The sequence below is a fragment of the Zavarzinia marina genome, from assembly GCF_021568905.1.
GTDB classification, from domain to species: domain Bacteria; phylum Pseudomonadota; class Alphaproteobacteria; order Zavarziniales; family Zavarziniaceae; genus Zavarzinia; species Zavarzinia marina.
In genome coordinates, this window is sequence record NZ_JAKGSB010000007.1 from 70,929 (window position 1) to 93,909 (window position 22,981).

Below are 22,981 nucleotides of genomic sequence, written 5' to 3' on the forward strand. Positions count from 1 at the left end.
GCCGGGCCACGGGCTGGCCGATCATCGTCGCCGACCTTCGCACCGCCAGAGGCCCGGGCATTTGATGGCTGAACCCACGACCGGCCGCCGCGAACTGCTGGACATCCGGAATCTCGGCGTCAGTTTCGAGACCGCCACGGGCCCCGTCCAGGCCTTGCGGAACGCGCAATTCGCGATCCCCCGGGGCCGCACCTTCGCCCTGGTCGGCGAATCCGGCTCGGGCAAGTCGGTGACCGCCCAGGCGATCATGGGGCTGCTGCCCGCCAACGGCCGGATCACCGGCGGTACTATCGAATTCTTCGGCAAGCGCGACGGCGGCGCGGTCGACATCGCCCGCCTTTCGCCGTCGTCCAAGGCCATGCGGGCCCTTCGCGGCGACCGTATCGCCATGATCTTCCAGGAACCCATGTCGTCCCTGTCACCGGTCCATACCGTGGGCAATCAGGTGACCGAGGCGATGCGCATCCACACGCGGGCCAGCCGGGCCGAAGCGGCGGATGCTGCCATGGCGCTGTTCCACCGGGTCGGCTTCCGGGACCCGAAAGCGATGCTGCGCACCTATCCCTTCGAACTGTCGGGCGGCATGCGCCAGCGCGCCATGATCGCCATGGCCCTGATCTGCGATCCCGTGCTGCTGATCGCGGACGAGCCGACCACCGCCCTCGACGTCACGACCCAGGCCCAGATCCTGCATCTGATCCGCGAGTTGCAGGACGAGCGCGACATGGCGGTGCTGCTGATCACCCATGACCTCGGCATCGTCAATACGATGGCGGACGAGATCGCCGTCATGTTCCGGGGCGAAATCATGGAAAGCGGCACGCGCGACCAGCTCCTGCGTGATCCACGGCATCCCTATCTCCGGGCCCTGATGCGGGCCGTGCCGCGCTTTCACATGATGCCGGGCGAACGCCTGGTGCCGCTTCGCGAGATCCGCCTGCCGGCCGTGGCCGAGGCCCCCGCATCGCCCGGCGCACCGCGCGACGTATTGTCGGTCGAGGGAATTTCCAAGAGCTTCTACCCCCGCGCCGCCCCCTGGGCCCGCAAGCGCCAGGCGATCCCCGCGGTGACCGACGTCGGTTTCACCCTGAAGGCGGGGCGGACGCTCGGCATCGTCGGCGAGTCCGGCTCGGGCAAGACCACGGTGGCGCGGATCGTGACCCGTGCCCTGGCACCCGATGCCGGCCGTATCCGCTTCGACGACGGCAGCGGCCTGACCGATATCACCGACCTCGACCCCGGCCGGTTGAAGGCCTTCCGGCGCTGGATCCAATATGTCTTCCAGGATCCCCATTCCAGCCTCGATCCGCGCATGACGGTCGAACAGATCCTGACGGAACCGCTGACGGTGCACCGCGACGGCACGCCGGCCCAGCGGCGCGAGCGGGCGGCCGAGCTGATCGAGCTGGTCGGCCTGAACCGGCGGCATCTGAAGCGGTACCCGCACTCCTTCTCTGGCGGCCAGCGCCAGCGGATCGGCATGGCCCGCGCGCTGGCGCTCTCGCCCTCGGTCATCGTCTGCGACGAGCCCACGTCGGCGCTCGACGTCTCGGTCCAGGCGCAGATCCTGAACCTGCTGCGCGACCTTCAGGCGCGGCTGGGCCTGTCCTATCTCTTCGTCTCGCATAATCTGGCCGTGGTCGATTACATGGCGGACGACATCATGGTCATGTGCCGGGGCATGGTGGTCGAACGCGCGCCGCGCGCGCGCCTGTTCAGTGCCCCCGTGCATCCCTATACGAAAGTGCTGATCGCCGCCGTGCCCGATCTCGACATCGACCGCCCGCTGGATGTCGCGGCGGCGGGCGCCGTGCTGCGCCCCGGCGATTGGCCGGAACCCTTCCGGATCGGGCCGGAGCCGGCGCGAAGCGCCATGGTCGAAGTGGCGCCCGATCATTTCGTCCGCTATGGCGACGCCGCCATCGGGGCCGTCGCATGATCCGCCGCCTGTTCCTCCTCGTCGCCCTGGCGCTGGCGCCGGCGGCCGCGGGGGCGGTCTCGCCCGGCGCCGGCGAGGTGCCCATGCTGGCCCCTGCGGTCGCCGCCGGCACGCTGCCGCCCATGGCGGAACGCTTGCCCCGGCAGCCGCTGGTCGCCGATTTCGCGGCGGAAGGGCGGGCGGAGGGACGCCATGGCGGCGAATTGCGCATGCTGGCGGCCAAGGCGCGGGACCTCCGCTATGTCTCGGTCATGGCCTATACGCGGCTGGTCGGCTATGACGCCTCCCTCCACCTGAAGCCCGATCTCCTGCTCGCTGTGGAGAACGAGGGAGACAAGGTCTTCACCTTCACGCTGCGCGAAGGTCATCGCTGGTCCGACGGCGCCCCCTTCACGACCGAGGACTTCCGCTACTACTGGGAAGACGTCGCCAACAATCCGGCCCTCTCCCCGGCTGGCCCGCCCAGCGTCTTCCGGGTCGACGGCGAATTGCCCGAGGTCGAAATCCTGTCGCCGACCCGGATCCGCTATTCCTGGCACAGGCCCAATCCGGTCTTCCTGCCGTCGCTCGCCCTGCCGCGCCCGGCCTTCATCTATGCGCCGGCCCATTACCTTCGACAGTTCAACGCCCGCTATGTCGATCCGACCAGACTGGCGGCGGAAGCGGCGCGACGCGGTCTGTCGTCCTGGGCAGCACTCCACAACAAGATGGACGAGCCCTACGACTTCTCGAACCCGGACATGCCGACGCTGGGCCCCTGGACCGTCGTGACCGCAGCGCCGGCGCAGCGCTTCGTCTTCGAGCGGAACCCCTATTTCCACCGGGTCGATCCGGCCGGGCAACAACTGCCCTATGTCGACCGCATCGTGGTTTCGCTCGCCGCCCCCAGCCTGTTCGCCGCCAAAGCGAATGCGGGCGCTGTCGATCTCCAGGCGCGCGGTCTCGCCATGGCCGACATCCCGGTCCTGAAGGAGGGGGAGGCGACCCATGATTACCGCACCCTGCTCTGGCCCAAGGCCGAAGGCTCGGCCTTCGCCCTCTATCCCAATCTCACCACCAATGATCCGGTCTGGCGGGCCGTGTTGCGCGACGTCCGCTTTCGCCGGGCGCTGTCGCTGGCGATCGACCGGCACACGCTGAACAATTCGCTGTGGTTCGGCCTCGGCGTCGAAGGCAACAACACGATGGCGCCGGCCTCGCCCCTCTATTCCGAGGCGAACCGCGGCCTCTATGCCACCTTCGACCCAGCCGAGGCGAACCACCTGCTCGACGCCATGGGCCTGACCGCGCGGGATGCTTCCGGCACCCGCCTGCTGCCCGACGGCCGGCCGCTTCGCCTCATCGTCGACGTCGAGGGCAAGGCCGGCACGCTGATCGACGCGCTCGAGATTACCGCTGAATTCTGGGCCGACGTCGGTGTCCGCCTGTTCATCAAGCCCGGCGACATCGCCAATATCCGCAACCGTTCCTATGCCGGCGATACCCTGATGGTGGCATCGACCGGTTTCGACAATGCCCTGGCGACGCCCGAAATGGTGCCGACCGGCCTTGCCCCGGTCGAACAGGCGAATTTCGCCTGGCCGAAATGGGGCCAGTACCACGAGACCGCCGGCAAGCTGGGCCAGGCGCCGGACATGCCGGGGGCGCAGCGCCTGATGAGCCTCTATAATGCCTGGTGTCACAGCGGCGGCATGGCCGAAAAGCAGGCGATCTGGGCCGAGATGCTGGCGCTGCACGCCGAAAATCAATGGATCATCGGCACCGTCTCCGGCGACATCCAGCCCGTCGTCATCGCCGGGCAATTGCGCAATGTGCCGGAATCGGCACCCTTCGCCTGGGAACCCGTGGCCCTGATCGGCGCCTATCGCATGGACGAATTCTTCTACGGGGGCCGGCCATGACGCGCTATTTCCTGCGCCGTTTCGCGACCATGGCGGTCACCCTGCTGGCGATTTCCGTGCTGATCTTCGTGGTGATCAAGCTGCCGCCCGGCGATTTCCTGACCATGCGCATCCAGGAGCTGATGGCCGAGGGCGACAGCGCCGCCGCGGCCAAGGCCGATTTTCTGCGCCGCGCCTATGGCCTCGACCTGCCCGGCTGGCAGCAATATCTGTCGTGGATCGGGCTCTGGCCCCGGGCCGGTGCCTATTCCGGCCTGCTGCAGGGCAATTTCGGCTGGTCCTTCGAATACGACCTGCCGGTGATCGATGTCGTGGGCGACGCCCTGGGGGCGACCCTGATCGTCAATCTGGCCGCGCTGGTCTTCATCCATCTGCTGGCCATTCCCCTTGCCGTCTTCACCGCCGTCCGCCGGCGGGGCATCGTGGCCGAGGCCATCACCTTCCTCGCCTATCTGGGCCTTGCGACGCCGAGCTTCCTGCTGGCCCTGATCCTGCTCTTCTACCTCAATCGCTGGTTCGGCATTTCGATCGGCGGTCTGGTCGATCCCGATCTCGCCGATGCGCCCTTCTCGCTCGAGAAGCTCGGCTCGATCACGGTTCATCTGATCGTGCCCATCGTGGTGATCGCGCTCGCCAGCACGGCCGCCATGATCCGCCGCATGAAGGCCAATCTGCTGGACGAATTACACAAGCCCTATGCCGTGACGGCGCGGGCCAAGGGCCTGGGCCCGACCCGCGCCCTGCTGAAATATCCCTTCCGCATGGTGCTCAACCCCTTCGTCGCCGACATCGGCAACATGCTGCCGGGCCTGATTTCAGGTTCGGTCCTGGTCTCGCTGGTCTTGAGCCTGCCGACGGTTGGGCCGATCCTGGTTCAGGCGCTGCGCATGCAGGACCAATATCTGGCAGGTTTCATCCTGCTCTTCGTCGCCGTGCTGACCGTCGTCGGCATGCTGATCGCCGATCTGGTCCTGGCCCTGATCGACCCGCGCATCCGTTTCGGGAAATGACCTGATGGCCGGCGAAATTCCCCATTACGTCAATCCGGCGCCCTTCGATCCCGCCGCCGGCGAGACCATGAGCGCCCGCGAGGAGCGCTATTACCGCGCCTCCTCGCTTCGCCTGATCTGGTGGAAGTTCAGGACGCATCGCCTGGCGCTGCTCGCCCTCGTCCTGCTCGGCACGCTCTATGTCACCCTGCCCTTCGTCGAGGTGATCGCGCCCTATGGCCTGCAGTCGCGCCACGGCGACCACATCTATGCGCCGCCGCAACGCGTGCATCTGTTCCACGACGGCGATTTCGTCGGCCCCTTCGTCTACGCCTATCGCTTCGAATTCGACCGCGAGAAATTCCAGCGCCGCTATGTCTCCGACGAGAGCACGCCGCAGCCGCTCCGCTTCTTCTGCCGTGGCGAGCCCTACCGGCTCTGGGGCCTGTTCGACGCCGATTTCCACCTTCTGTGCCCGCCGTCCGGCGGCACCGCCTTCCTCCTCGGCACCGACCGGCTGGGGCGGGACATGCTGTCGCGCATCACCTATGGCGCGCGCATCTCGCTGACGGTCGGTCTGGTCGGCATCGCCATATCCTTCGCCCTGGGCCTCACGCTCGGGGGGCTGGCCGGCTATCTGGGCGGGTCGGTCGACTATCTGGTGCAGCGGGTGATCGAGATCCTGCGCTCCCTGCCCGAACTACCGCTCTGGCTGGCGCTTTCGGCTGCCCTGCCCGCCCATTGGAGCCCGATCCTCGTCTTCTTCGGCATCACCCTGATCCTGGGGCTGCTGGACTGGCCGGGCCTCGCCCTGGCGGTCAGGGCCAAGCTCCTCTCGCTGCGCGCCGAGGATTATGTCCGCGCGGCCGAGTTGATCGGCGCCTCGCGTCGGCGGATTATCGCGCGCCATCTGATTCCCAATTTCATGAGCCACCTGATTGCCAGCGCGACCCTTTCCATCCCGGCCATGATCCTGGGCGAGACGGCCCTGTCCTTCCTGGGCCTCGGCCTGCGGCCACCGGTGACCAGTTGGGGTGTCCTGCTGAACGAGGCCCAGAACCTGGCCGCCGTCACCCTCTACCCGTGGCTGCTGGTGCCCATGATTCCCGTCATGGCGACCGTGCTAGCCTTCAACTTCCTGGGCGACGGGCTGCGCGATGCGGCCGACCCCTATAGCTAGAATGGTTGTTTCATGAATGATTTCGCCGCCGAAGCGCTTGCCCGGATCGCCGAGCGCCGGGCGCTGGTCGGCATCGTCGGCCTCGGCTATGTCGGCCTTCCCCTGGCGCTCGCGGTCTGCCGCGCCGGCTTTCGCGTGCTCGGCTTCGACATCGATTCAAGACGCGTCGCCGGCCTCAATCAGGGCGACAGCCAGATCAGGCATATCCCATCCGCCCCGGTCCGGGCGGCGGTCGAGGCCGGGCTCTTCACCGCGACCGACGATTTCACCCGCCTCGCCGAGCCCGACGCGATCCTGATCTGCGTGCCGACGCCCCTGACCCGTCAGCGCGAGCCCGATCTTTCCTATGTCGCGCGCACGGTCGAGGATATCGCCAAGACCCTTCGCCCCGGCCAGTTGATCGTGCTGGAAAGCACCACCTATCCCGGCACGACCGAGGATGTGGTGAAGCCGATCCTGGAGCGCGGCGGCCTCCTGTCCGGCCGGGATTTCTTCCTCGCCTTCTCGCCCGAGCGGGAAGATCCGGGCAATGCCAGTTTCGGCACGCAGGACATTCCCAAGGTCGTGGGCGGCGACGGGCCGGCGGCGCTCGCCATGGCCACGGCGCTTTACGGTGCCTTCGTCACCGGCACCGTGGCCGTGACCTCGCCCGCCGCTGCCGAGGCGGTGAAACTGACGGAGAACATCTTCCGCGCCGTCAACATCGCCCTCGTCAACGAATTGAAGGTCGTCTACGACGCCATGGGGATCGACGTCTGGGAAGTGATCGACGCCGCCAAGACCAAGCCTTTCGGCTTCATGCCCTTCTATCCGGGGCCGGGCCTGGGCGGCCACTGCATCCCGATCGATCCCTTCTATCTGACCTGGAAGGCGCGGGAATACGAGGTCGCGACGCGTTTTATCGAACTGGCCGGCGAAATCAATACGGCCATGCCGCGCCACGTCGTCGATCGTCTCGCCGAGGCGCTGGACCGCCGTTTCAAGCGCGGCCTGAACGGCAGCCGCATCCTGCTGCTCGGCATCGCCTACAAGAAGAATGTCGACGACACGAGGGAGAGCGCCTCCCTGAAACTGATCGAATTGATCGAGGATCGGGGCGGCGCGGTCGATTTCCATGATCCTCATGCCACGGTGATCCCCAGGACGCGGGAACATGCGCCCCTGGCCGGACGCCGTTCCGTCGAGCTGACGCCCGAGACCTTGGCCGGTTACGACGCCGTCCTGATCGCGACCGATCACGATGCCGTCGACTATCGGGCGCTGGCCCGCGACGCCCGCCTTGTAATCGACACGCGCAATGCCTGCGCCCGCGCCGGCGCCGACATGAGCCGCGTCGTCAAGGCCTGATCAGTCGCCGCGACGGCAGAGGAAATAGCGGCCGGTCCCGACGCCGTCGGGCAAGGTCAGGGGCTCCAGCCCCGGTATCTGAAGCGGGCTGCTGCTGGCGGCGATACCGCCCTCGGCCAGCAGGTCCCGCACGATGCCCGGCAACCAGCGCGACAGCGCCGCGTCGATCTCGGGCTTGCCCGACCCGAGATCGGCATGAACCAATGCCGCCCCGATGCCGGCGAGGCCCGCCGCCGTCTCGCGAATTTCCCCGAGCATGAGATCGCCTTCCGGCGGGACGGAGGACGGATGGGCGGCCAGGGCCCGGTCGAAGGCGATGATGCGCCGCCCCGGGAAGATTTCGCGCAAATGATCATAGGTCCGGCCGTTGCCGAGACCGAGTTCCAGGATCGGGCCGGGCCGGTCGGCGATCAGACGGCGTGCTTCGGCCAGCACATCGCGCTGCGCCACCATGCGGCGGATGAAACTGTCCAGCCGGCTCATGCCGCCGGATCCGTCCGCGCCACCAGCCAGCCGCCGAGGATATCGCCCACGGGACCGGTATCCGCCGCCATGGCGATGGTCCGGATGACGGCTTCGATCGCCGGCGGTCTCTCGTTTGTCATGGGAATCGTCTCGATCGATACGGGAACGGGCGCAGCGACCATGCCTCAATCATGGGCCCGCCGCCATGCTGACGGCCATGCACCAGAAAGCCCGCGTGCTGTCGGCGGTGGGCGTGCCGTGAGATTTGGTTGCCGGGGACCGCAGGGAACCGCCTCATGCCGCCAGCTTGGCGACGCACGGCCTCCACGGGCTCGATCCCGCGGCCCGGGCGCCGATCGTAACGCCAATTCCGGCCTCCCGCGTCGGTCCGCCGACCGCGATCAGGCCGCCGAGGCCATCTCTCCCGTCAGGCGGCGGATTTCAGCGCGGAAGCGGGGTTCGCCCGGCGCAGCGCCATCTGCTTGCACGGAAGGTCGGGACAGGCCCAGTGGACGACGGCGCGCCGCAAGCGGTTGCGCGGATCACAGGACAGCTTGCGGGACGCCTCGTCCATCCTGCCCAGCACGGTTTCGAGGGTGTCGGCGGGCGGGGCATCGTTCAGGAAGATGGTGTAGGTCCAGTTGAGGGGCGTATCGGCGAACGGATTGGCGTCGAGAACATCCGCGATTTCCTCTGCGGTACGGATGAAGACCCCCACCGGCTTGCCGGCATAGGCGCGCAGCCGTTTCTCGAGTGCTTCCCCGGCCTCGCGGGCGGAGCGATCGGCCGTGAACACGACATTGCCGCTGGCGATATAGGTCTCGACCTCCCCGAACCCTTCAGCGACGCACATGGCCTTAAGATCGGCCATCGGCAGCTTGCCCGTTCCGCCGACGTTCACCGCGCGCAGCAAGGCGACAAAGGTGGGCATTCGCGTTCCCTTCCGGTTCCGACCCAAGTTTGCCGTGCCGCCGCCGGCTCAAGACGATCGCTGGCCACCCCGATAGCGCCCGGGCGAGGTTCGGAAGTGCCGTTGGAAGGCCGCGCTGAAGGCCGCGACGCTCTCGTACCCGCAATCGAGCGCGACGCTGGTGACGCTGCGCCCGCCGACGAGACGACCGACCGCATGGATCAGGCGCGCCTTCTGTCGCCATGCCTCGAGCGTCAGCCCGGTTTCGCGAGAGAACAGGCGCTGCAAGGTGCGAAGGCTGGCGCCGACCTCCAATGCCAATTGGGCCAGATCGCGCCGGTCCCCGGGCTCCTGCTGCCAGTGCGCCGCCAGCCTCCTGGCGCGGGCGTCACGGGGAAGCGGCAGCATGAGATCTTCCGGCCGCGCCGACAGCATCAGGTCGATCAGCAGGCCGGCGAGCCGGTCATGCTCGGGGCGCGCGGGCGTCAGCATGCCGATGCCGAGAACATGCAGGATCAATTCACGCAGCAGAGGCGCCACCTCCAGCACATGCGGAATTTCCGGCAGCGGCGCGGAACGGGGCGCGGCGATATAGAGCGTGCGCATGGCGACGTCGCCCTGCATGGCGACGGCGTGACGAGTGCCGGCGGGCAGCCAGATGGCACGCGTCGGCGGTATCAGCCAGACGGCGCCATCGGTCATCACGCGCATCACGCCGCTGGCGGCGAACACGAGTTGGCCCGAGCGATGGCGATGAGGCGCCAGTACCGTCCCGGCGCCGTATGTCGTCGCCAGAGTGCGGATGTCGAAATCGCCGGCACCGGCCGTCAATCGAAGACGCCCGGATCATATTGCATCGCGCCGACCAGATTGCCCTCGGTGTCCTCGAAATAGACCAGTTCGCCCACCCCCTCGATGCGAAAGGGCGGCATGACGACCCTGCCGCCCCCTGCCTCGACCGCGGCGATGGTCGCCCTCAGATCATCGACGCCGAAGCTCGCCTCATAGCCCGCGACATGGACGCCGGGGACGATCTCCCGCCTGTCTTGCAGCGCGCCGAGCAGGCCGGCCCCCGCATTCTTCACCTGGTAGTAGTCGGGCGGCCCCCATGGATCGAAACGCCAGCCGAAGACGGCTTCGTAGAAGCGTTTGGCCCGTGGCACATCGTCCGCATTGATGGCGAAATGACGGAATGTCGCTGGCATGGCGCATCTCCAGAGCGATGGTCGGTTAAGGCGATGGTCGGTGCTTCACCATACGCCGCCGCGTTTTGGCGCGCCTTCGCCAATATGACAATTTTCGACTTCCATGCGCCACGACCGGTTGCGGCGGCGAGACGGTTGGACGGGCGCGGGTTCCGGACCGCGATCACGTCGCGCACGGCGGGAAGGCTCCTTTGGCGGTGGCCCGCCGACGATAGGTAAGCGCCATCGCCACGCAGACCGCCAGGGCTTCCCTCGGCAGCGGGCCGGACGGCGGAAGGAGAACGGCCCGGTTCTTCTCGTAACCGAAGGCGTCCGGAAACGACAGGCGGAAGGCGTCGATCAGCGTCGTCCGGCAATTGACGAACATGGCGCACTGCGGCGGGGAGCCTTTCGTCATGCCCAGGCGGATCGTTGTGCCGCTGCCCGTCGCCTCGGCGAGATAGGCGGGCTCGCCCCATCTGAGCGTTTCGGTCAGCGGGCCGACGCTCGGGTTCCCCGCCGCCGTCTCGAAGATCAGGGCGCGCATGTCCAGAAGCCTGCGGCGGACGGCGGCCGGAAACGCGTCGAAGGCCCGCGCCACCTGGACCGGCATCGCCGGGACGGGGGCCCGCCGGCCGGTCATGGCAGCTTCACCGGAAGATGGATGTCCGTCAGGAGCGCCGTCGCCGGGACCTGCCGGGGGCTGTTCAGATAGGCTTCGAAGACCGGCGCGTCGTCCGGCTCATAGCCCGATCGCGGCAGCCACACCCCCATCAGCCAGCGATAGGCGTTCTTCATGTCGGCGTAAGGCCCCTGATAGCGCAGGCGCGCGTAAAGCCCGCCGCGCAATTCCGCGACCTCCAGCGGCGGCCCGAAGGCGACATCGTCCGTGACCGGCGAACATGCCCGCGAGCGCAGATCGCCGACGCGAACCAGATCCGGATCATCGTAGAACACGGCGATCATCTTCTGGTCGGCGGCGACAAGGTCGCGCGCCGCAAGCGCGCCGAACAATCGCGCCATGGCGCGGTCGATCTCCATATAGGGGCCTGAATGAGGGATGCTCGCGCATCGGACGCAGGGCAAAGTCTCGATCGTCACCGGGAAACCCGTGACATCCCGAGTTTCGGCCGCCGACTTGAACCGGGCGTGACTGCCGGTCGTCCGATAGGCCGCCGGAGTCTGCCCATAGGCGTCCTTGAACGCCCGCGCGAAGGAATCGGCCGAGCTGTAGCCGGCGCGGTCCGCGACGACGTCGACCGTCGCACCGGTATTCGCCAGCCTGTCGGCCGCCCGCTGGAGTCGCAGCCGCCGGATCGTAATGCCGAGCGTTTCGCCGCGCATGGCCGAATAGATACGATGCCAATGATAGGGGGACAGGCAAGCGATCTCCGCGAGGTGCTCCGGGCGAATGTCTTCGTCCAGGTGCCGATAGAGATAGTCCGTGACTCTCTCGAGGCGCGTTTCGTAGCTTTCCCGCGTCCGTGGCCTGGTCATCGCGCTACCCTCGAAGTCTTCGCCCCTGGATGTCTGCCACGGGATCCTCCGACAAATCCTGCGGAAATGCCCGCTGAAACCGGACGCCGGACCGCAAGCGGCCTGAGGACGGCGGGAACGGCCGGCGGCTCATCGTGCCGGCCTTCCCGCCGCTTTCCCTGCCCGCCTTCGACGCATTCGGCGCCCCCTCGGCAACCGGCACCCGAGGAAATCGCCGGCGGGTCGGTCTCGAGGCGCGGACCTCGGGACGGTCACGCCCCGGCGTCCGGTACCAGACGCTTACGGGGCGTCTTGAGCGGTCGCGCGAAATAGCGATGGAATACGTTGCGTTCCCGGGGCTGCTGACGCCACCCGTAGATTGCGGGACGTTCCGTCTCGATGACGAGCGTGCCCCATACCAGCCAGTCGAACAAGGCGAGCACGTTCTGCAGGTTCTTGGCCGAATTGGGTGAGCGGGAATGGTGCTGATGATGCTGATTGGGAAAGGTCAGCACATGCGCGGCGGCCCGCATCGCCCCACGAACGAACCGGTTCCCGTGATTCAGCAGATAGAGATCGTACTGCCAATTGGTGTGCACATGCATGCCCCACAGCGTCTTGATCAGCGCCACCACGACGAAACACTCCACGAACCCGAGGTAGAGCATGACGAGGCCGAACCAATAGTTGGGCAGAAGGAACAGCCATCCCCAGCCGGCCACGACCGACTGGGTCACGCTCAACTCCGCGCGCTCGTCGTCTCCCAACTGATGGTGCGCGCGATGGGCCTCGCGCATGAACGCATGGACCTTGGCGGCCCACCAGTTCGCCGGCGGCGGCTGATGCGCAAAATAATGGCCGAGCCCGTGCAGAAACTCGTCCATCAGCAGGAATGCAACGAGGCAGGCCCAGAAATGCGTCTGTTCGACATGGTGAAACGCGCCGGCCCATTGCGGAACGACGAGCGCGGCGATCCCCGCCACCAAAGCCGCGAGCGCGGGCCGTTCGACCAGCCCGACGCCGAGGCCCGAAAGAGCGAACATCTTCCAGTCGTTGGCGGTCTTCCGACCGCCGCCATATTTGCCCGATGCCCATTCGTACAGCACCAGAACGCACAAGGCGCCCAAGGTCACCACGCCGACAAAGGCCGATGGCTCCATCGCATATCCAAACAGGGTCACGTCGTCCTCCTTGGCGGATCGGGTCACAAGACATGCCTGAGGCTAGGCGTCGCATCGAGATTATTCAAATTCATGTTTTTTATGTTTTTCATAAGTGATAATCATGTTGGATGAACACACCAGTGCCATTCCGCGATCTCGATCTTCCCCTGCTTCGCTTGTTCGACACATTGTTCCGCACCGGGCAATTGACCCGTGCCGCCGATGAGATCGGCGTCACTCAGTCGGCGGCCAGCCAGGCACTTGCCCGTCTGAGGCGAGGCTTCAGTGATCCCCTGTTTCTGCGCAGCCGCGCCGGCATGACGCCGACCCCGATGGCGCGGCTCCTCGCCCCGCAAATCCGCCATCTCCTCGCCAGCATCGATGCCATGATCCAGCAGGCCCTCACCTTCGATCCGGCGACGAGTGACCGATTGTTTCGCGTCGCTTTCGCGCTGGTCGACGAAACAGGGTTGCTGTCGCCGATCCTGTCACGGTTGCAAGCCCATGCCCCCGCGCTGCGTCTGCAGGCGATTTCCACGACCTTCGAAGAAGCGGAAGCCCAGCTGACGAGTGGAGCCTTCGACCTCATGCTGTCCTACGCGCCGCCTGCCGCGGACCGGTTGTCGGCCGAACTCGTGCTCGACGCGCCGAGCCGCGTGATCGCCCGGCACGGGCATCCCCGCATCGACGGCCGCCTGACGGCAGCGCAATTCTTCGCCGAACGCCATATCACGCTGGCCCTGACTGCCGAGCAGCGCATGCACATATCCCGGCTGTTCGATCCCGTCGGGCAGGACCGCGACGTATTGCTCGAGGTCAGCCATCACGGCGCAATTCCATTTCTCGTCGCGCAAAGCGATGCCCTGGCGCTCCTGCCGGAATGGCAGGTGAGAAGCGAATTCTTTCGGAACATGCTGCAGGTCCTGCCCGTCCCGTTCGAACTGCCCACTTTGCAGCTCTACGCCAGTTGGCACGAGGCGGTTTCCGGCGATCCCGGGCATGCATGGCTGCGCGCGGCCTTACTTGACGCGCTTGCCGGCATGCAGCCCCACCGCCCGTGACACGGCTCGCGAAGCGACCACGCCTCCATCAAAAGGGCCGCCCTTTGGGAGCGGTCTTTCGATCAAACTGTTGGGCTGTTTTGGAATTTGAGCGCGGGTGCCGGCAATCGCCGCGAATTGCCGCTCTCGCGGGGCTGGCTGCCTTCGCCCAGGAATTGTCGCGCCGCGCCCCATGACCTAGCGTGGCTCCCGCGTTCAGGTACACGCTCGCATCGGACGCAAGAGACATGCGGACAGCGGCCGTCTCGACCTGTCCTCACATACCGTTGCCGCGAGCCACGGGCGCGGCGCGGCCATCCCGCTCGAGGACGGGAAGGCACATGCGCCGTCAAACAGGCCTGTGACCCGATGACCGACACGATCCTCGATCAGATCGCGGCTCAATTCGACCTGATCCGTCGAATGCCCGAAAAGGGCCAGCCGGAAACCCGCCTCGGGCTCAACTCTCCTTGCGGCGCAGGCGGTCGAGCACCACCGCGATGATGATCACGATGCCGACGGCGAGGATCTGAAAATAGGACGATATGCCGAGCATGTTCATCGCATTCGACAGCATGCCGAGGATCAGCACGCCGTAGATCACATGGATCATGCCGCCGGAACCGCCCGTCAGGGCGATGCCGCCGAGAACCACGGCCGCGATGGATTCGAGGGTGATGCCCGGCTCGGCCGTGGGCTGCGCGGCGCCGACCCAGGCCGTCAGGACGATGGCGGCGATGCCGGCGGTGAGCCCGGAGAGGCCGTAGATCAGCATGGTGTGGAACGGCACGTTCACGCCCGACTTCAAGGCTGCGGCCCGGTTGGAGCCGATCGCATAGATATAGCGCCCCAGGGTGGTGCCGCGCAGGATGACGGCGGCGAAGATCAGGACGCCGGCCGCGATCAGATCGCTTGCGGGAATGCCGTAGACCGCGCCGAAGCCGATCGCATCGGTCAGTTCCGGCGGCACCGAATAGATCGGCACGCCGTTCGCCAGGATCAGGGCGATCGCCTGGGCGACCGAGGCCATGCCCAGGGTGACGATCAGCGGCGAGGTCCGCATATAGGCGATGATCGCCCCCGAGACCAGCCCGACCGCGAGGCCGACCAGCGCCATCACCAGGACACCGCCGACGATGCCGAGCGACGGCACCGCCAGGATGCCGACGACGCCCGCCACCGACATGACCGCCGCGATCGAAAGATCCAGCCCGCCGCCGATGATGGCGAAGGCCTGGCCCACCGAGACGATCAGCAGGGGGGCGATCTGGCTGCCCAGATTGGCGAGATTGCTGCCCGTCAGGAACTTCGGTTCGGCGATGCCGACACCGGCCGCCAGCAAAACGATCAGTGCGGGCAGAACCGCGTCGGCGGGGTTGAAACGACGGCGCGACCGCGCGGGCGCCGCCGGCTGGGTCTCGCTGGTGGTCATGGGCTGATCCTTCGTCATCTTCATGATGCGGCGGCCTCCACCGCCTCTTGCTCGCGATGGCCGAGAATGTCGGCGACGATCGCGGCCTCGTCCTCATGGCTCGGCGGCCTGTATTCGTCGACGATCTCGCCGTCGATCACCGTGTAGATGACGTCGCAGAGCGCAATCGTCTCCTGCAGGTCGCTGGAGATCAGCAGCACGGCGGCACCGGCGTCGGCGCGCGCGCGGATCAGATCGTGAATGTCGCGCTTGGCCGCGATGTCGACGCCGGCCGTCGGATCCTCCAGCACGATCAGGCTGCCGTCGCCGGCGAGGCAGCGGCCGAGGATCACCTTCTGTTGATTGCCGCCGCTGAGACTGGTGATGGCGTCGGCGGCATCGGCATATCGGGTCCGCAGCCGGGCGAGCTGGCGTTCCGCATGGTCCGCCTCCCGGCGGTGACGCAGGAAACCCGCGATCTGATGGCCGGCCAATTGGGTAAGCATCAGATTCTCGCGGATGCTCCGGTTCGGCAGGATGCCGTTGGCGGCGCGTCCGGACGGCAGATAGGCGACGCCGTGACGTGCCGCGACCTGCGGATTCGCCGGGCGGAAGTTGCGGCCCCAGAGCATGAGTTCGATGTCGCCCGGGCTTGCCAGACCGACGCTCGCGTGGGCCATCCGCTCGCGCCCGCAGCCGACGACGCCGTAGAGGCCGACGATCTCGCGCTCGCGCAGGCTGATGGCCGCGAGACGCCCGCGGCGCGACCGCAGGCCGCTGAAACGCAGGACTTCGCGGCCCGGTGCCGCCTCGCGATGCGACGCCGTCATATCCATCCCGCCCGCCAGCTTGGCGACCACGAAGGCGGTTTCGGTCTCCCGGGTCACGGGAAAGGATTCGACCACGCGCCCGTCCTTCATCAGGGAGACTTCGTCCGCGACGGCGACCACTTCCTCGACATGATGGGTGACGAAGATGATCGCGATACCTTGGGTCTTGAGCTCGCCGATGATTTCCATCAGGCGCTGCTGTTCGACGAGGCCCAGCATCGCCGTCGGTTCGTCCAGGATGAGCACGCGGGGGTTCTGCGCCAGGGCCTTCACGATCTCGAGCAATTGCTGATCGGCGACCGGCAGCGTGCCGACCTTGGCATCGAGGTCGAAGCTGAGGCCGAAGCGCGACAGCAGCGCGCGGCACGCCTCGGTTTCCTGGCGCCGGCGCAGGCGCTGGAACGGGTGGCGTGCCCCTTCCGTCCCCAGGCATATGTTCTCGCGCACCGTGAGATCGGCGACCAGGGAGAGTTCCTGATAGACCATGGCGATGCCGAGGCGGCGCGCGTCGCCGACCTGGCGCAGGGCGACCGCCCGGCCGTCGACCATCACCTCGCCGTCGTCCGGGGCATAGAGGCCGCCGACGATCTTGCCCACCGTCGACTTGCCGGCACCGTTTTCCCCGAGGATGCAATGGACCCGGCCAGCATGAAAGGCGATGCTGACGTCGTTCAGCGCCCGGGTGGGCCCGAAACTCTTGCTGGTCCGCCTGACCTCGACGGTCGCGACATCCGGAACGAGGTTCATCCCCGGCCCTCCTGATTCTGGCGAGCGCCGCTCAGAGCGCGGCGGTCGCGGTCACCTCGAACAGAAAGGGCTCCTGCACGAGTCGGTCGACGATCAGCAATGTCGCCGGCGGATAGGCGCCATCGGGGAACATCTCGGGAAACGCCAGCCGCCGATAGGCCATCAGCCTGGGGACGTCCTGCGAATGCACCAGATAATAGGTGAGCTGGACGATGTTGCCCCAATCGGCGCCGCATCCCTTCAGGACCGCGCCGATATTGGCGAAGACCTGTTCGCACTGGCGCTCGAAGTCCCCCTCGCCGACGACGGCGCCGTCGGGCCCCGTCGCCAGCTGGCCGGAAATGAAGAGGAATTCGGACGCCTTCACCCGCGCGACCTGGGAATACTGGCCGAGCGGACGCCCCGTGCCTTCCGGATTGACGATTTCGATCGTCGACATGGCGCCGCCCCTCATATCACCGGATTGACCAGACGGCCGAGGCCGGCGATCTCGACCTCGACCACGTCCCCGGCCGCCAGGAAGCGCGGCGGATCGAAGCCGAGGCCGACGCCCGCCGGCGTGCCGGTGGCGATGATGTCACCCGGGCGCAGTGTGAGGCCGGACGAGATCGTCTCGATCAGGGTCGGGATGTCGAAGATGAGCTGTGCCGTGTTGGCCTGCTGGCGCAATTCGCCGCTGACCCAGCATTTGACGTCCAGCCCGGTGCCGTCCGCCTCGTCCGCCGTGACCGCCCAGGGCCCCATGGGGCAGAAGGTATCCAGCGACTTGCCGAGGAACCATTGCTTGTGGCGCTGCTGCAGGTCGCGGGCGGTGACGTCGTTCAGGATGCTGTAACCCCATACGTAGTCCATCGCCTCGGCGCGGGGAATGGCCCGCCCCGCCTTGCCGATGATGACCGCCAGTTCCGCCTCGTAGTCGATCTGATCGCTGAGCCCCTTGGGCAGCACGATCGCGGCCCCCGGCGCCACCACGGTTTCCGGCGCCTTGGTGAAGACGATCGGCGCGTCCGGAATCGCGGAGGCGCCGGCGGCGGCACTGGTGTCGAAACCGCTGTCCGCGAATTCCTGGGCGTGGTCGTAGTAATTCTTGCCGACACAGATGATGTTGCGCGGCGGCCGCGGCATCGGTGCCAGCAGGGAAACGCTCTCCAGCGGCAGGGCGTCGCCCGCGAAGCTCAGGCCACCCTTCAAGGCCTCGTAGCGCTCGATCAGGTCCAGCATGGTGGAAACGCCGGCGAGGGGGCGGACGGTGCCCGCCTCGGCGTCGAGCAGGGCGACCTTCTCGGTTCCGGCGATGAGGACGGTTACGAACTTCATGACGCGACCTGCTTCGCCTGAACCACCGCCTCGACCTCGAGCAGGAATTCCTGCTTCACCAGCCGGTCGACGATCAGCAGCGTGTTGGGGGGGAACAGCGGCCCCTTGAAGATCTCGGGAAACAGCGCGGCGCGCAGATCCATGAAGGCCGCGATGTTCTGCGAATCGACGAGATAGGTGGTGAACTTGACGACATCCTCGAAACCGGCGCCGAGGCCCGACAGGACATCGCCGAGATTGTCGAAGACCTGCTTGAACTGGGCCGCGAAGTCGCCGGTGCCGACCACGCCGCCGTCCAGGCCGACCGAAAGCTGGCCGGCGATGAAATAGAGCGGGCCGCCCGGGGTGTAGGTGGCGTGGGAATAGAGCCCCTGCGCCGGGCAGGTGCCTTCCGGATTGATATAGCGGATCCCGTTACTCATCTGCTCGATACTCCTGCTCGTCGACGGTTTCGACGGCCGTCTGCGCTAAACCGTTTGCATCGTAGGCATCGTGGTATAGGGTGAGCAACAGAAAATTGGATACACGTATTAACTTTGCAAAAACCGGATCGGACCGGCGGGTCGCGGACGGACTTGGAGTGCAGGATGTCTCTCGAAAGCTTCACCATGGATGTGCAGGGTGTCGCCGCGCGGTGCTGGGCCGGCGGCAGCGGCAGGCCGCTCATGCTGCTGCACGGCTCCGGCCCCGGCGCGGCGTCGCAGGGGACCTGGCGCCATGTCATCGACGCCCTGACCGCCCGCTACCGCGTCTATATGACCGACCTCATCGGCTTCGGTGAGTCGGGCCGCAAGACCGAAGCGCCCTTCTTCGATCTCGACCTCTGGCTCGCCCAGGCCGAGGCGCTGCTGGACCGGATTCCGGAGCAGGAGGTCGGGCTGGTCGGGCATTCGATCTCCGGCACCACGGCCCTGCGCCTCGCCGGGCGCTCGCCCCGGATCACGCGCCTGATGACCACGGCCACCATGGGCTGGAACTATCTCGAAACGCCCTATACCGCCCTTTGCTGGACGTTCCCGGAAACCAGGGAAGACCTGCGCCGGACGCTGAAGGCGCTGATGTACGATCACGACGGCATTACCGACGAACTGCTGGACTACCGCATGGGCATCCTGCACGACGGTGTCTACGGCCCCCATTTCTCGGCCATGTTCGAGGGCGAGAAGCAGCGATTCATCGAGGCGGCCGCGCTGTCGCCCGCCGAACTGGCGAAGGTGACCTGCGAGGTCATGATGGTCCACGGCATGAACGACGTCATGTTCCCCGCCGAGGGCACCACCATCCCCATGTCGCGCCATCTGCCCCAGGCCGACCTGCTGCTGCTGGCCCGTTGCGGCCATCTGCCCGCCCTGGAACATCCCGACAAGCTGCTGAACGCCATGCTCGGCTTCTTTCGCTGACGCGACGCCCTCCCCCGCCTACTTCGTGAAAAAGGATTTCCTTCAATGGCAAAGATCGTCACGGCCATCAGTATGTCCCATGCGCCGGGCGCCGTCGGTTGGGCCGATACCCCGCCGGCGGATCAGAAGGCGCGCATCGCCCGGATCCACGAGGACCTGCGCGAGCGGCTCGCGGCGGCGAAGCCCGACATCATCGTCGCCTTCCTGGACGACCATTTCGAGAACCACTTCCGCTACATGATGCCGACCCTGTCGATCGCCGTCGCGGCCAGCCACAGCGGTCCCGCCGACTACATGATGAAGGCGCTGCAGTTCGACGAGAAGGTCGTCATCCCGGGCGAGGAGGAAACGGCCGAGACCCTGCTGCGCGAGTTGACCAAGGGCGGCTTCGACATGACCCGCATGGGGTCGATCGAATATGGCAACAACCTCCTCGTGCCGCTGAAGTTCATCCGGCCGGAATTCGACCTGCCGGTGATCCCGCTCTATCTGAACGTCTTCTCGCCGCCGCTGATGCCCTATGCCCGCGCCTATGATTTCGGGGCCGCCGTGCGCCGCGTGCTCGACGCCCTGCCGGGCGACACCAGGGTCGCCTTCCTCGCCACCGGCGGGCTGTCCCACTGGCCGCCGGTCTGGACCGAAGGGGCACCCGAAGACGACACCTTCCTGCAGCGTCAGCGCCGCTACCAGACCGAAGGCAAGGGCGTGCTGGAAAGCGACCCGACCCTCTATTCCGATCTCGCCCAATACGAGATCGACATGATGAACCGCAAGCAATGGCCGCTCGGCTATCAGCATCCGCTGGTGAACGAGGAATGGGACCGCGAGATCCTGGAAGCCTTCGGCCGGGGCGACATCGGCTATTTCCGCGACCTGACCTATGAGGAAGTCGAGGAGCGCGGCGGCCACGGCGGCCACGAACTGCTGAACTGGGTGGCCCTGATGGGCGCGGTGAAGGGCGCCCCCGCCACCTATGTCAAATATGAGTCCGTGGTCGAATGGATCACCGGCATGAGCTACGTCGCCTACGACATGGAGTGAGCGGCCCGGCCGTCGGCCGGCTTTCCGTCCCGTTTCTCATGGTTCCCGGTGCCGGCTGCCGGGACGAAGAGGAATTCCCAGCGTGCGCGACAGACGAACCTCCCTCGCGGTGCCCCTGCTGGTCGCCGGCGCCTATTTCATGGAAATGCTGGACGGTACGGTGATCGCCACCGCCCTGCCCAGCATGGCCGAAACCTTCGAGGTGCCGGCGGTCGATCTCAACGTCGGCATGTCGGCCTATCTGCTCACCCTTGCCGTGCTGATTCCGGTCAGCGGCTGGATCGCCGATCGTTTCGGGCCGCGCCAGACCTTCGCCACCGCGGTCGCCATCTTCACCGTGGCGTCGATCTTCTGCGGCCTGAGCGACGATCTGACGACCTTCACGGCGTCCCGCGTGCTCCAGGGCGTGGGCGGCGCCCTCATGGTGCCGGTGGGCCGTCTCGTCGTGCTGCGCCACACGGATCGGGGCGACCTGGTGCGGGCCATCGCACTCATCACCTGGCCGGGGCTGGTGGCGCCGATCCTGGGACCACCCGTGGGCGGCTTCCTGACCACTTTCGCCAGCTGGCGCTGGATCTTCCTGCTGAACGTGCCGCTGGGCCTGATCGCCCTGGTGCTGGCGCTGCGTCTGATCCGGGGCGAGGCGGAAGACCGCCGCACGCCCTTCGACTGGCCGGGCTTCGCCCTGAGCGGCTTCGCCTGTCTGGCACTGATGTATTCCGTCGAACTGGCGGCCCGGCCCCATGTCTCGTGGAGCCTCGTCGCCACGCTGCTCGGCGCCAGCCTGCTGGCCGGCTGGGCCATGGTGCGCCACGCCCGGCGAGCGGCGCATCCGCTGGTGCGTTTCGACGCCCTGTCGATCCGCACCTTCGCGGTCACCATTTGGGGCGGTTCCGCCTTTCGCATGGCGATCAGCGCCATTCCCTTCCTGATGCCGCTGATGTTCCAGCTCGGCTTCGGTCTCGACGCCTATCAGGCCGGCCTTCTCGTGCTCGCCATCTTCGCCGGCAATCTCGCCATGAAACCGGGCACGACCGCGGTGCTGCGCCGTTTCGGCTTTCGCAGCACGATGATCGTCACCGGCCTCGTCAATGCCGCCACGATCTTCGCCTATGCCCTGTTCACGCCCGACACGCCCGTCGCCCTGATCGTCGTCCTGCTCTTCATCGGGGGCATGTCACGCTCGATGCAGTTCACCTGCGTCAATACCCTTGCCTTCGCCGACGTTCCGGCGGCCGGCATGAACGGCGCCAACACGCTGTTCACCATCGTGCAGCAGATCTCGATCGGTCTCGGCATCACCCTCGGCGCCGTCGCCCTTCGCCTGGGCGAGGCGCTGGCCCCCGCCGGGGATCTGGCCCGCTTTCACCTCGCCTTCCTGGTGATCGGCGCCATCGCCCTGATGGCCCTGATCGACACCCTGACCCTCGCCGCCCGGGCCGGCACCGAGGTCAGCGGCCACACGCCCCGCACCAAATGAAACGGCGCCGGCCACGAGGGCCGGCGCCGTCCTCCCGACAGTCTGCGGAAGACCTTACTGGAAGGCGCTGATCGACCAGTCGGCGGGCGGGATGTCGGTCAGGTAATAGGGATAGTCGTGCACGTTTTCCTTGGTCAGGATCTGTTCCGGCACGATCAGCGCGGGATAGAGCGCGCCCTCGGGCTGCTTCAGATCCGGCATCGGCAGACCCTCGTTCTTGCGGATCGCGTATTGAACCATCAGGCGGCCCATGAGGATCGAGGGTTCGGTGCTCTGGCCGAGCAGGGAACCGTCCTCGAGCGCCGGGAAGATATGTTCCGAGACGGTCGACGAGACGACGCCGATCTTCATCTTGCGCTGCTTGGCGGCCTGGATCGCGCCCATGCCCAGCGTCACCTCGGGCGTGAAGAAGAACTTCGCGTCAGGGTTCTTCTCCATCATGTCGGAGGCGAGGCCGAGCGCGTAGGAAATATCGATGGCGCCGCCCACCGGCCCTTCGACCACCGACAGGCCGTCGCATTTCTCCGCCTGCTCGCGGAAGCCCTTGGCCCGCAGGTTGGCCCATTCGGCACCCGCCGGGCCGGGGATGGAGAGGGCCTTGGCCGGGCCCGGTTCCTTGCGGCCGCAGACGAAGTCGGCGAGGCCGGCGCCGATCGAATAGTCGTCCTGGACCACGCCGAAATCGACCTGATCGCTGTTCACCGGAATGCCCCCCGCAATCACCATGGTGCCGGCCTTGCGCAGCGAGGTCAGGATCGCATTGTAGCCGTCGAAGGCCGCCGGACCGAGGACCAGCACGTCGATGCCGCGGGTCTTCATGGTCTGGATCTGGCCGAACTGCTGGCTGACGTTGCCATAGGCCCCGGCCACGCTGACCTGCACCACTTCGACGCCGGCGCGCTTCGCCTCGTCGACGATGCCATAGGCCATGCCCTTCCAGTAATTGTCCTGAAGATGGACGACGGTGACGCCGAAGCGGAGCGGTTTGGTCGCGACGACGGGCTCGATCAGGCCCAGGAAACGATCGGGCTCCTCGGCGCGCGCGGCACCGTTCGAGAGCCAGGCGGTCAGGCCGATGGCGGCCAGGGCGACGAGCCCGCGAAAGCGTGATCGACGGGGAGAGGAAATGGTCGTCATGAAGCCTCGCTGCACGATTGGACG

Annotated in this window: 23 protein-coding genes; 9 read left to right on the forward strand and 14 right to left on the reverse strand. The window is 66.8% G+C overall.

Translation table 11 applies throughout. The features are described 5' to 3' along the window. Positions 1–64: 64 nt before the first annotated feature. From L2U69_RS16940 to L2U69_RS16960, 5 genes are read left to right on the forward strand one after another with little or no spacing between them, the layout of a single operon-like run. Complete coding sequence (locus tag L2U69_RS16940) at positions 65–1,939, forward strand: ABC transporter ATP-binding protein (RefSeq protein ID WP_236108317.1); 1,875 nt, start codon at positions 65–67, stop codon at positions 1,937–1,939. Beyond that, entirely contained in the window at positions 1,936–3,840 is a 1,905-nt protein-coding gene (locus L2U69_RS16945) for an ABC transporter substrate-binding protein (protein WP_236108318.1), read from the forward strand. Before L2U69_RS16940 ends, L2U69_RS16945 begins: the two co-directional genes overlap by 4 nt. Next, positions 3,837–4,850, forward strand: a complete 1,014-nt coding sequence (locus L2U69_RS16950) for an ABC transporter permease (RefSeq protein WP_236108319.1) — start codon at positions 3,837–3,839, stop codon at positions 4,848–4,850. Before L2U69_RS16945 ends, L2U69_RS16950 begins: the two co-directional genes overlap by 4 nt. Positions 4,851–4,854: 4 nt before the next feature. Then, entirely contained in the window at positions 4,855–6,009 is a 1,155-nt protein-coding gene (locus L2U69_RS16955) for an ABC transporter permease (RefSeq protein ID WP_236108320.1), read from the forward strand. A gap of 12 nt (positions 6,010–6,021) precedes the next feature. Beyond that, positions 6,022–7,356: a nucleotide sugar dehydrogenase gene (locus L2U69_RS16960; protein WP_236108321.1), complete on the forward strand. Its 1,335-nt coding sequence runs from the start codon at positions 6,022–6,024 to the stop codon at positions 7,354–7,356. Here L2U69_RS16960 and L2U69_RS16965 read toward each other — a convergent pair whose 3' ends face one another. From L2U69_RS16965 to L2U69_RS16995, 8 genes are all read right to left on the reverse strand, one after another. Beyond that, positions 7,357–7,839, reverse strand: a complete 483-nt coding sequence (locus tag L2U69_RS16965; protein ID WP_236108322.1) for a class I SAM-dependent methyltransferase — start codon at positions 7,837–7,839, stop codon at positions 7,357–7,359. Continuing rightward, complete coding sequence (locus tag L2U69_RS19205; RefSeq protein WP_268967438.1) at positions 7,836–7,961, reverse strand: hotdog family protein; 126 nt, start codon at positions 7,959–7,961, stop codon at positions 7,836–7,838. Before L2U69_RS19205 ends, L2U69_RS16965 begins: the two co-directional genes overlap by 4 nt. Positions 7,962–8,248: 287 nt before the next feature. Continuing rightward, positions 8,249–8,752 carry a DUF1697 domain-containing protein gene (locus L2U69_RS16970; RefSeq protein ID WP_236108323.1) on the reverse strand — a complete coding sequence of 168 codons (504 nt, stop codon included), beginning with the start codon at positions 8,750–8,752 and terminating at the stop codon, positions 8,249–8,251. Positions 8,753–8,800: 48 nt separating this feature from the next. Continuing rightward, a complete protein-coding gene (locus L2U69_RS16975; protein ID WP_236108324.1) occupies positions 8,801–9,562 on the reverse strand; it encodes an AraC family transcriptional regulator in 762 nt (253 codons plus the stop codon). Next, the gene (locus tag L2U69_RS16980) at positions 9,559–9,936 is read right to left on the reverse strand and encodes a VOC family protein (RefSeq protein WP_236108325.1); all 378 of its coding nucleotides are present in this window, start codon (positions 9,934–9,936) and stop codon (positions 9,559–9,561) included. The genes L2U69_RS16975 and L2U69_RS16980 overlap by 4 nt, the downstream gene beginning before the upstream one ends. A gap of 163 nt (positions 9,937–10,099) precedes the next feature. Continuing rightward, on the reverse strand, positions 10,100–10,516 hold the full coding sequence (locus L2U69_RS16985) for a DUF1801 domain-containing protein (protein WP_236108326.1): 417 nt from the start codon (positions 10,514–10,516) through the stop codon (positions 10,100–10,102). A gap of 38 nt (positions 10,517–10,554) precedes the next feature. Continuing rightward, the gene (locus L2U69_RS16990) at positions 10,555–11,412 is read right to left on the reverse strand and encodes an AraC family transcriptional regulator (protein ID WP_236108327.1); all 858 of its coding nucleotides are present in this window, start codon (positions 11,410–11,412) and stop codon (positions 10,555–10,557) included. Positions 11,413–11,663: 251 nt separating this feature from the next. Beyond that, on the reverse strand, positions 11,664–12,572 hold the full coding sequence (locus L2U69_RS16995; protein ID WP_236108328.1) for a sterol desaturase family protein: 909 nt from the start codon (positions 12,570–12,572) through the stop codon (positions 11,664–11,666). A gap of 110 nt (positions 12,573–12,682) precedes the next feature. Between L2U69_RS16995 and L2U69_RS17000 the strand changes: the two genes are divergently transcribed. After that, entirely contained in the window at positions 12,683–13,615 is a 933-nt protein-coding gene (locus L2U69_RS17000) for a LysR family transcriptional regulator (protein WP_236108329.1), read from the forward strand. Between the two features lie 439 nt (positions 13,616–14,054). On the opposite strand, the gene L2U69_RS17005 is transcribed toward L2U69_RS17000, so the two are convergent. From L2U69_RS17005 to L2U69_RS17025, 5 genes are read right to left on the reverse strand one after another with little or no spacing between them, the layout of a single operon-like run. Further along, a complete protein-coding gene (locus L2U69_RS17005) occupies positions 14,055–15,050 on the reverse strand; it encodes an ABC transporter permease (RefSeq protein ID WP_236108330.1) in 996 nt (331 codons plus the stop codon). Further along, positions 15,047–16,582 carry a sugar ABC transporter ATP-binding protein gene (locus L2U69_RS17010; RefSeq protein WP_236108331.1) on the reverse strand — a complete coding sequence of 512 codons (1,536 nt, stop codon included), beginning with the start codon at positions 16,580–16,582 and terminating at the stop codon, positions 15,047–15,049. Before L2U69_RS17010 ends, L2U69_RS17005 begins: the two co-directional genes overlap by 4 nt. Before the next feature lie 31 nt (positions 16,583–16,613). Beyond that, positions 16,614–17,021 (reverse strand): RidA family protein, encoded by a 408-nt coding sequence (locus tag L2U69_RS17015; protein WP_236108332.1) that lies wholly within the window; start codon positions 17,019–17,021, stop codon positions 16,614–16,616. Positions 17,022–17,032: 11 nt separating this feature from the next. Continuing rightward, on the reverse strand, positions 17,033–17,899 hold the full coding sequence (locus L2U69_RS17020) for a fumarylacetoacetate hydrolase family protein (RefSeq protein WP_236108333.1): 867 nt from the start codon (positions 17,897–17,899) through the stop codon (positions 17,033–17,035). Continuing rightward, a complete protein-coding gene (locus L2U69_RS17025; protein WP_236108334.1) occupies positions 17,896–18,321 on the reverse strand; it encodes a RidA family protein in 426 nt (141 codons plus the stop codon). The genes L2U69_RS17020 and L2U69_RS17025 overlap by 4 nt, the downstream gene beginning before the upstream one ends. Positions 18,322–18,486: 165 nt before the next feature. Between L2U69_RS17025 and L2U69_RS17030 the strand changes: the two genes are divergently transcribed. From L2U69_RS17030 to L2U69_RS17040, 3 genes are all read left to right on the forward strand, one after another. Then, positions 18,487–19,299 carry an alpha/beta fold hydrolase gene (locus tag L2U69_RS17030; protein WP_236108335.1) on the forward strand — a complete coding sequence of 271 codons (813 nt, stop codon included), beginning with the start codon at positions 18,487–18,489 and terminating at the stop codon, positions 19,297–19,299. A gap of 45 nt (positions 19,300–19,344) precedes the next feature. After that, positions 19,345–20,340, forward strand: a complete 996-nt coding sequence (locus L2U69_RS17035; RefSeq protein WP_236108336.1) for a DODA-type extradiol aromatic ring-opening family dioxygenase — start codon at positions 19,345–19,347, stop codon at positions 20,338–20,340. 82 nt (positions 20,341–20,422) lie between these two features. Continuing rightward, positions 20,423–21,820 (forward strand): MFS transporter, encoded by a 1,398-nt coding sequence (locus tag L2U69_RS17040; protein WP_236108337.1) that lies wholly within the window; start codon positions 20,423–20,425, stop codon positions 21,818–21,820. Between the two features lie 54 nt (positions 21,821–21,874). On the opposite strand, the gene L2U69_RS17045 is transcribed toward L2U69_RS17040, so the two are convergent. Next, positions 21,875–22,957: a substrate-binding domain-containing protein gene (locus tag L2U69_RS17045; RefSeq protein WP_236108338.1), complete on the reverse strand. Its 1,083-nt coding sequence runs from the start codon at positions 22,955–22,957 to the stop codon at positions 21,875–21,877. Positions 22,958–22,981 lie beyond the last annotated feature (24 nt).

Bases quoted from the DNA above. Each gene is read 5' to 3' on its own strand.
- L2U69_RS16940 (WP_236108317.1), top strand. From the start codon at position 65: ATGGCTGAACCCACGACCGGCCGCCGCGAACTGCTGGACATCCGGAAT.
- L2U69_RS16945 (WP_236108318.1), top strand. From the start codon at position 1,936: ATGATCCGCCGCCTGTTCCTCCTCGTCGCCCTGGCGCTGGCGCCGGCG.
- L2U69_RS16950 (WP_236108319.1), top strand. From the start codon at position 3,837: ATGACGCGCTATTTCCTGCGCCGTTTCGCGACCATGGCGGTCACCCTG.
- L2U69_RS16955 (WP_236108320.1), top strand. From the start codon at position 4,855: ATGGCCGGCGAAATTCCCCATTACGTCAATCCGGCGCCCTTCGATCCC.
- L2U69_RS16960 (WP_236108321.1), top strand. From the start codon at position 6,022: ATGAATGATTTCGCCGCCGAAGCGCTTGCCCGGATCGCCGAGCGCCGG.
- L2U69_RS16965 (WP_236108322.1), bottom strand. From the start codon at position 7,839: ATGAGCCGGCTGGACAGTTTCATCCGCCGCATGGTGGCGCAGCGCGAT.
- L2U69_RS19205 (WP_268967438.1), bottom strand. From the start codon at position 7,961: ATGACAAACGAGAGACCGCCGGCGATCGAAGCCGTCATCCGGACCATC.
- L2U69_RS16970 (WP_236108323.1), bottom strand. From the start codon at position 8,752: ATGCCCACCTTTGTCGCCTTGCTGCGCGCGGTGAACGTCGGCGGAACG.
- L2U69_RS16980 (WP_236108325.1), bottom strand. From the start codon at position 9,936: ATGCCAGCGACATTCCGTCATTTCGCCATCAATGCGGACGATGTGCCA.
- L2U69_RS16990 (WP_236108327.1), bottom strand. From the start codon at position 11,412: ATGACCAGGCCACGGACGCGGGAAAGCTACGAAACGCGCCTCGAGAGA.
- L2U69_RS17000 (WP_236108329.1), top strand. From the start codon at position 12,683: ATGAACACACCAGTGCCATTCCGCGATCTCGATCTTCCCCTGCTTCGC.
- L2U69_RS17005 (WP_236108330.1), bottom strand. From the start codon at position 15,050: ATGAAGATGACGAAGGATCAGCCCATGACCACCAGCGAGACCCAGCCG.
- L2U69_RS17010 (WP_236108331.1), bottom strand. From the start codon at position 16,582: ATGAACCTCGTTCCGGATGTCGCGACCGTCGAGGTCAGGCGGACCAGC.
- L2U69_RS17015 (WP_236108332.1), bottom strand. From the start codon at position 17,021: ATGTCGACGATCGAAATCGTCAATCCGGAAGGCACGGGGCGTCCGCTC.
- L2U69_RS17020 (WP_236108333.1), bottom strand. From the start codon at position 17,899: ATGAAGTTCGTAACCGTCCTCATCGCCGGAACCGAGAAGGTCGCCCTG.
- L2U69_RS17025 (WP_236108334.1), bottom strand. From the start codon at position 18,321: ATGAGTAACGGGATCCGCTATATCAATCCGGAAGGCACCTGCCCGGCG.
- L2U69_RS17030 (WP_236108335.1), top strand. From the start codon at position 18,487: ATGTCTCTCGAAAGCTTCACCATGGATGTGCAGGGTGTCGCCGCGCGG.
- L2U69_RS17035 (WP_236108336.1), top strand. From the start codon at position 19,345: ATGGCAAAGATCGTCACGGCCATCAGTATGTCCCATGCGCCGGGCGCC.
- L2U69_RS17045 (WP_236108338.1), bottom strand. From the start codon at position 22,957: ATGACGACCATTTCCTCTCCCCGTCGATCACGCTTTCGCGGGCTCGTC.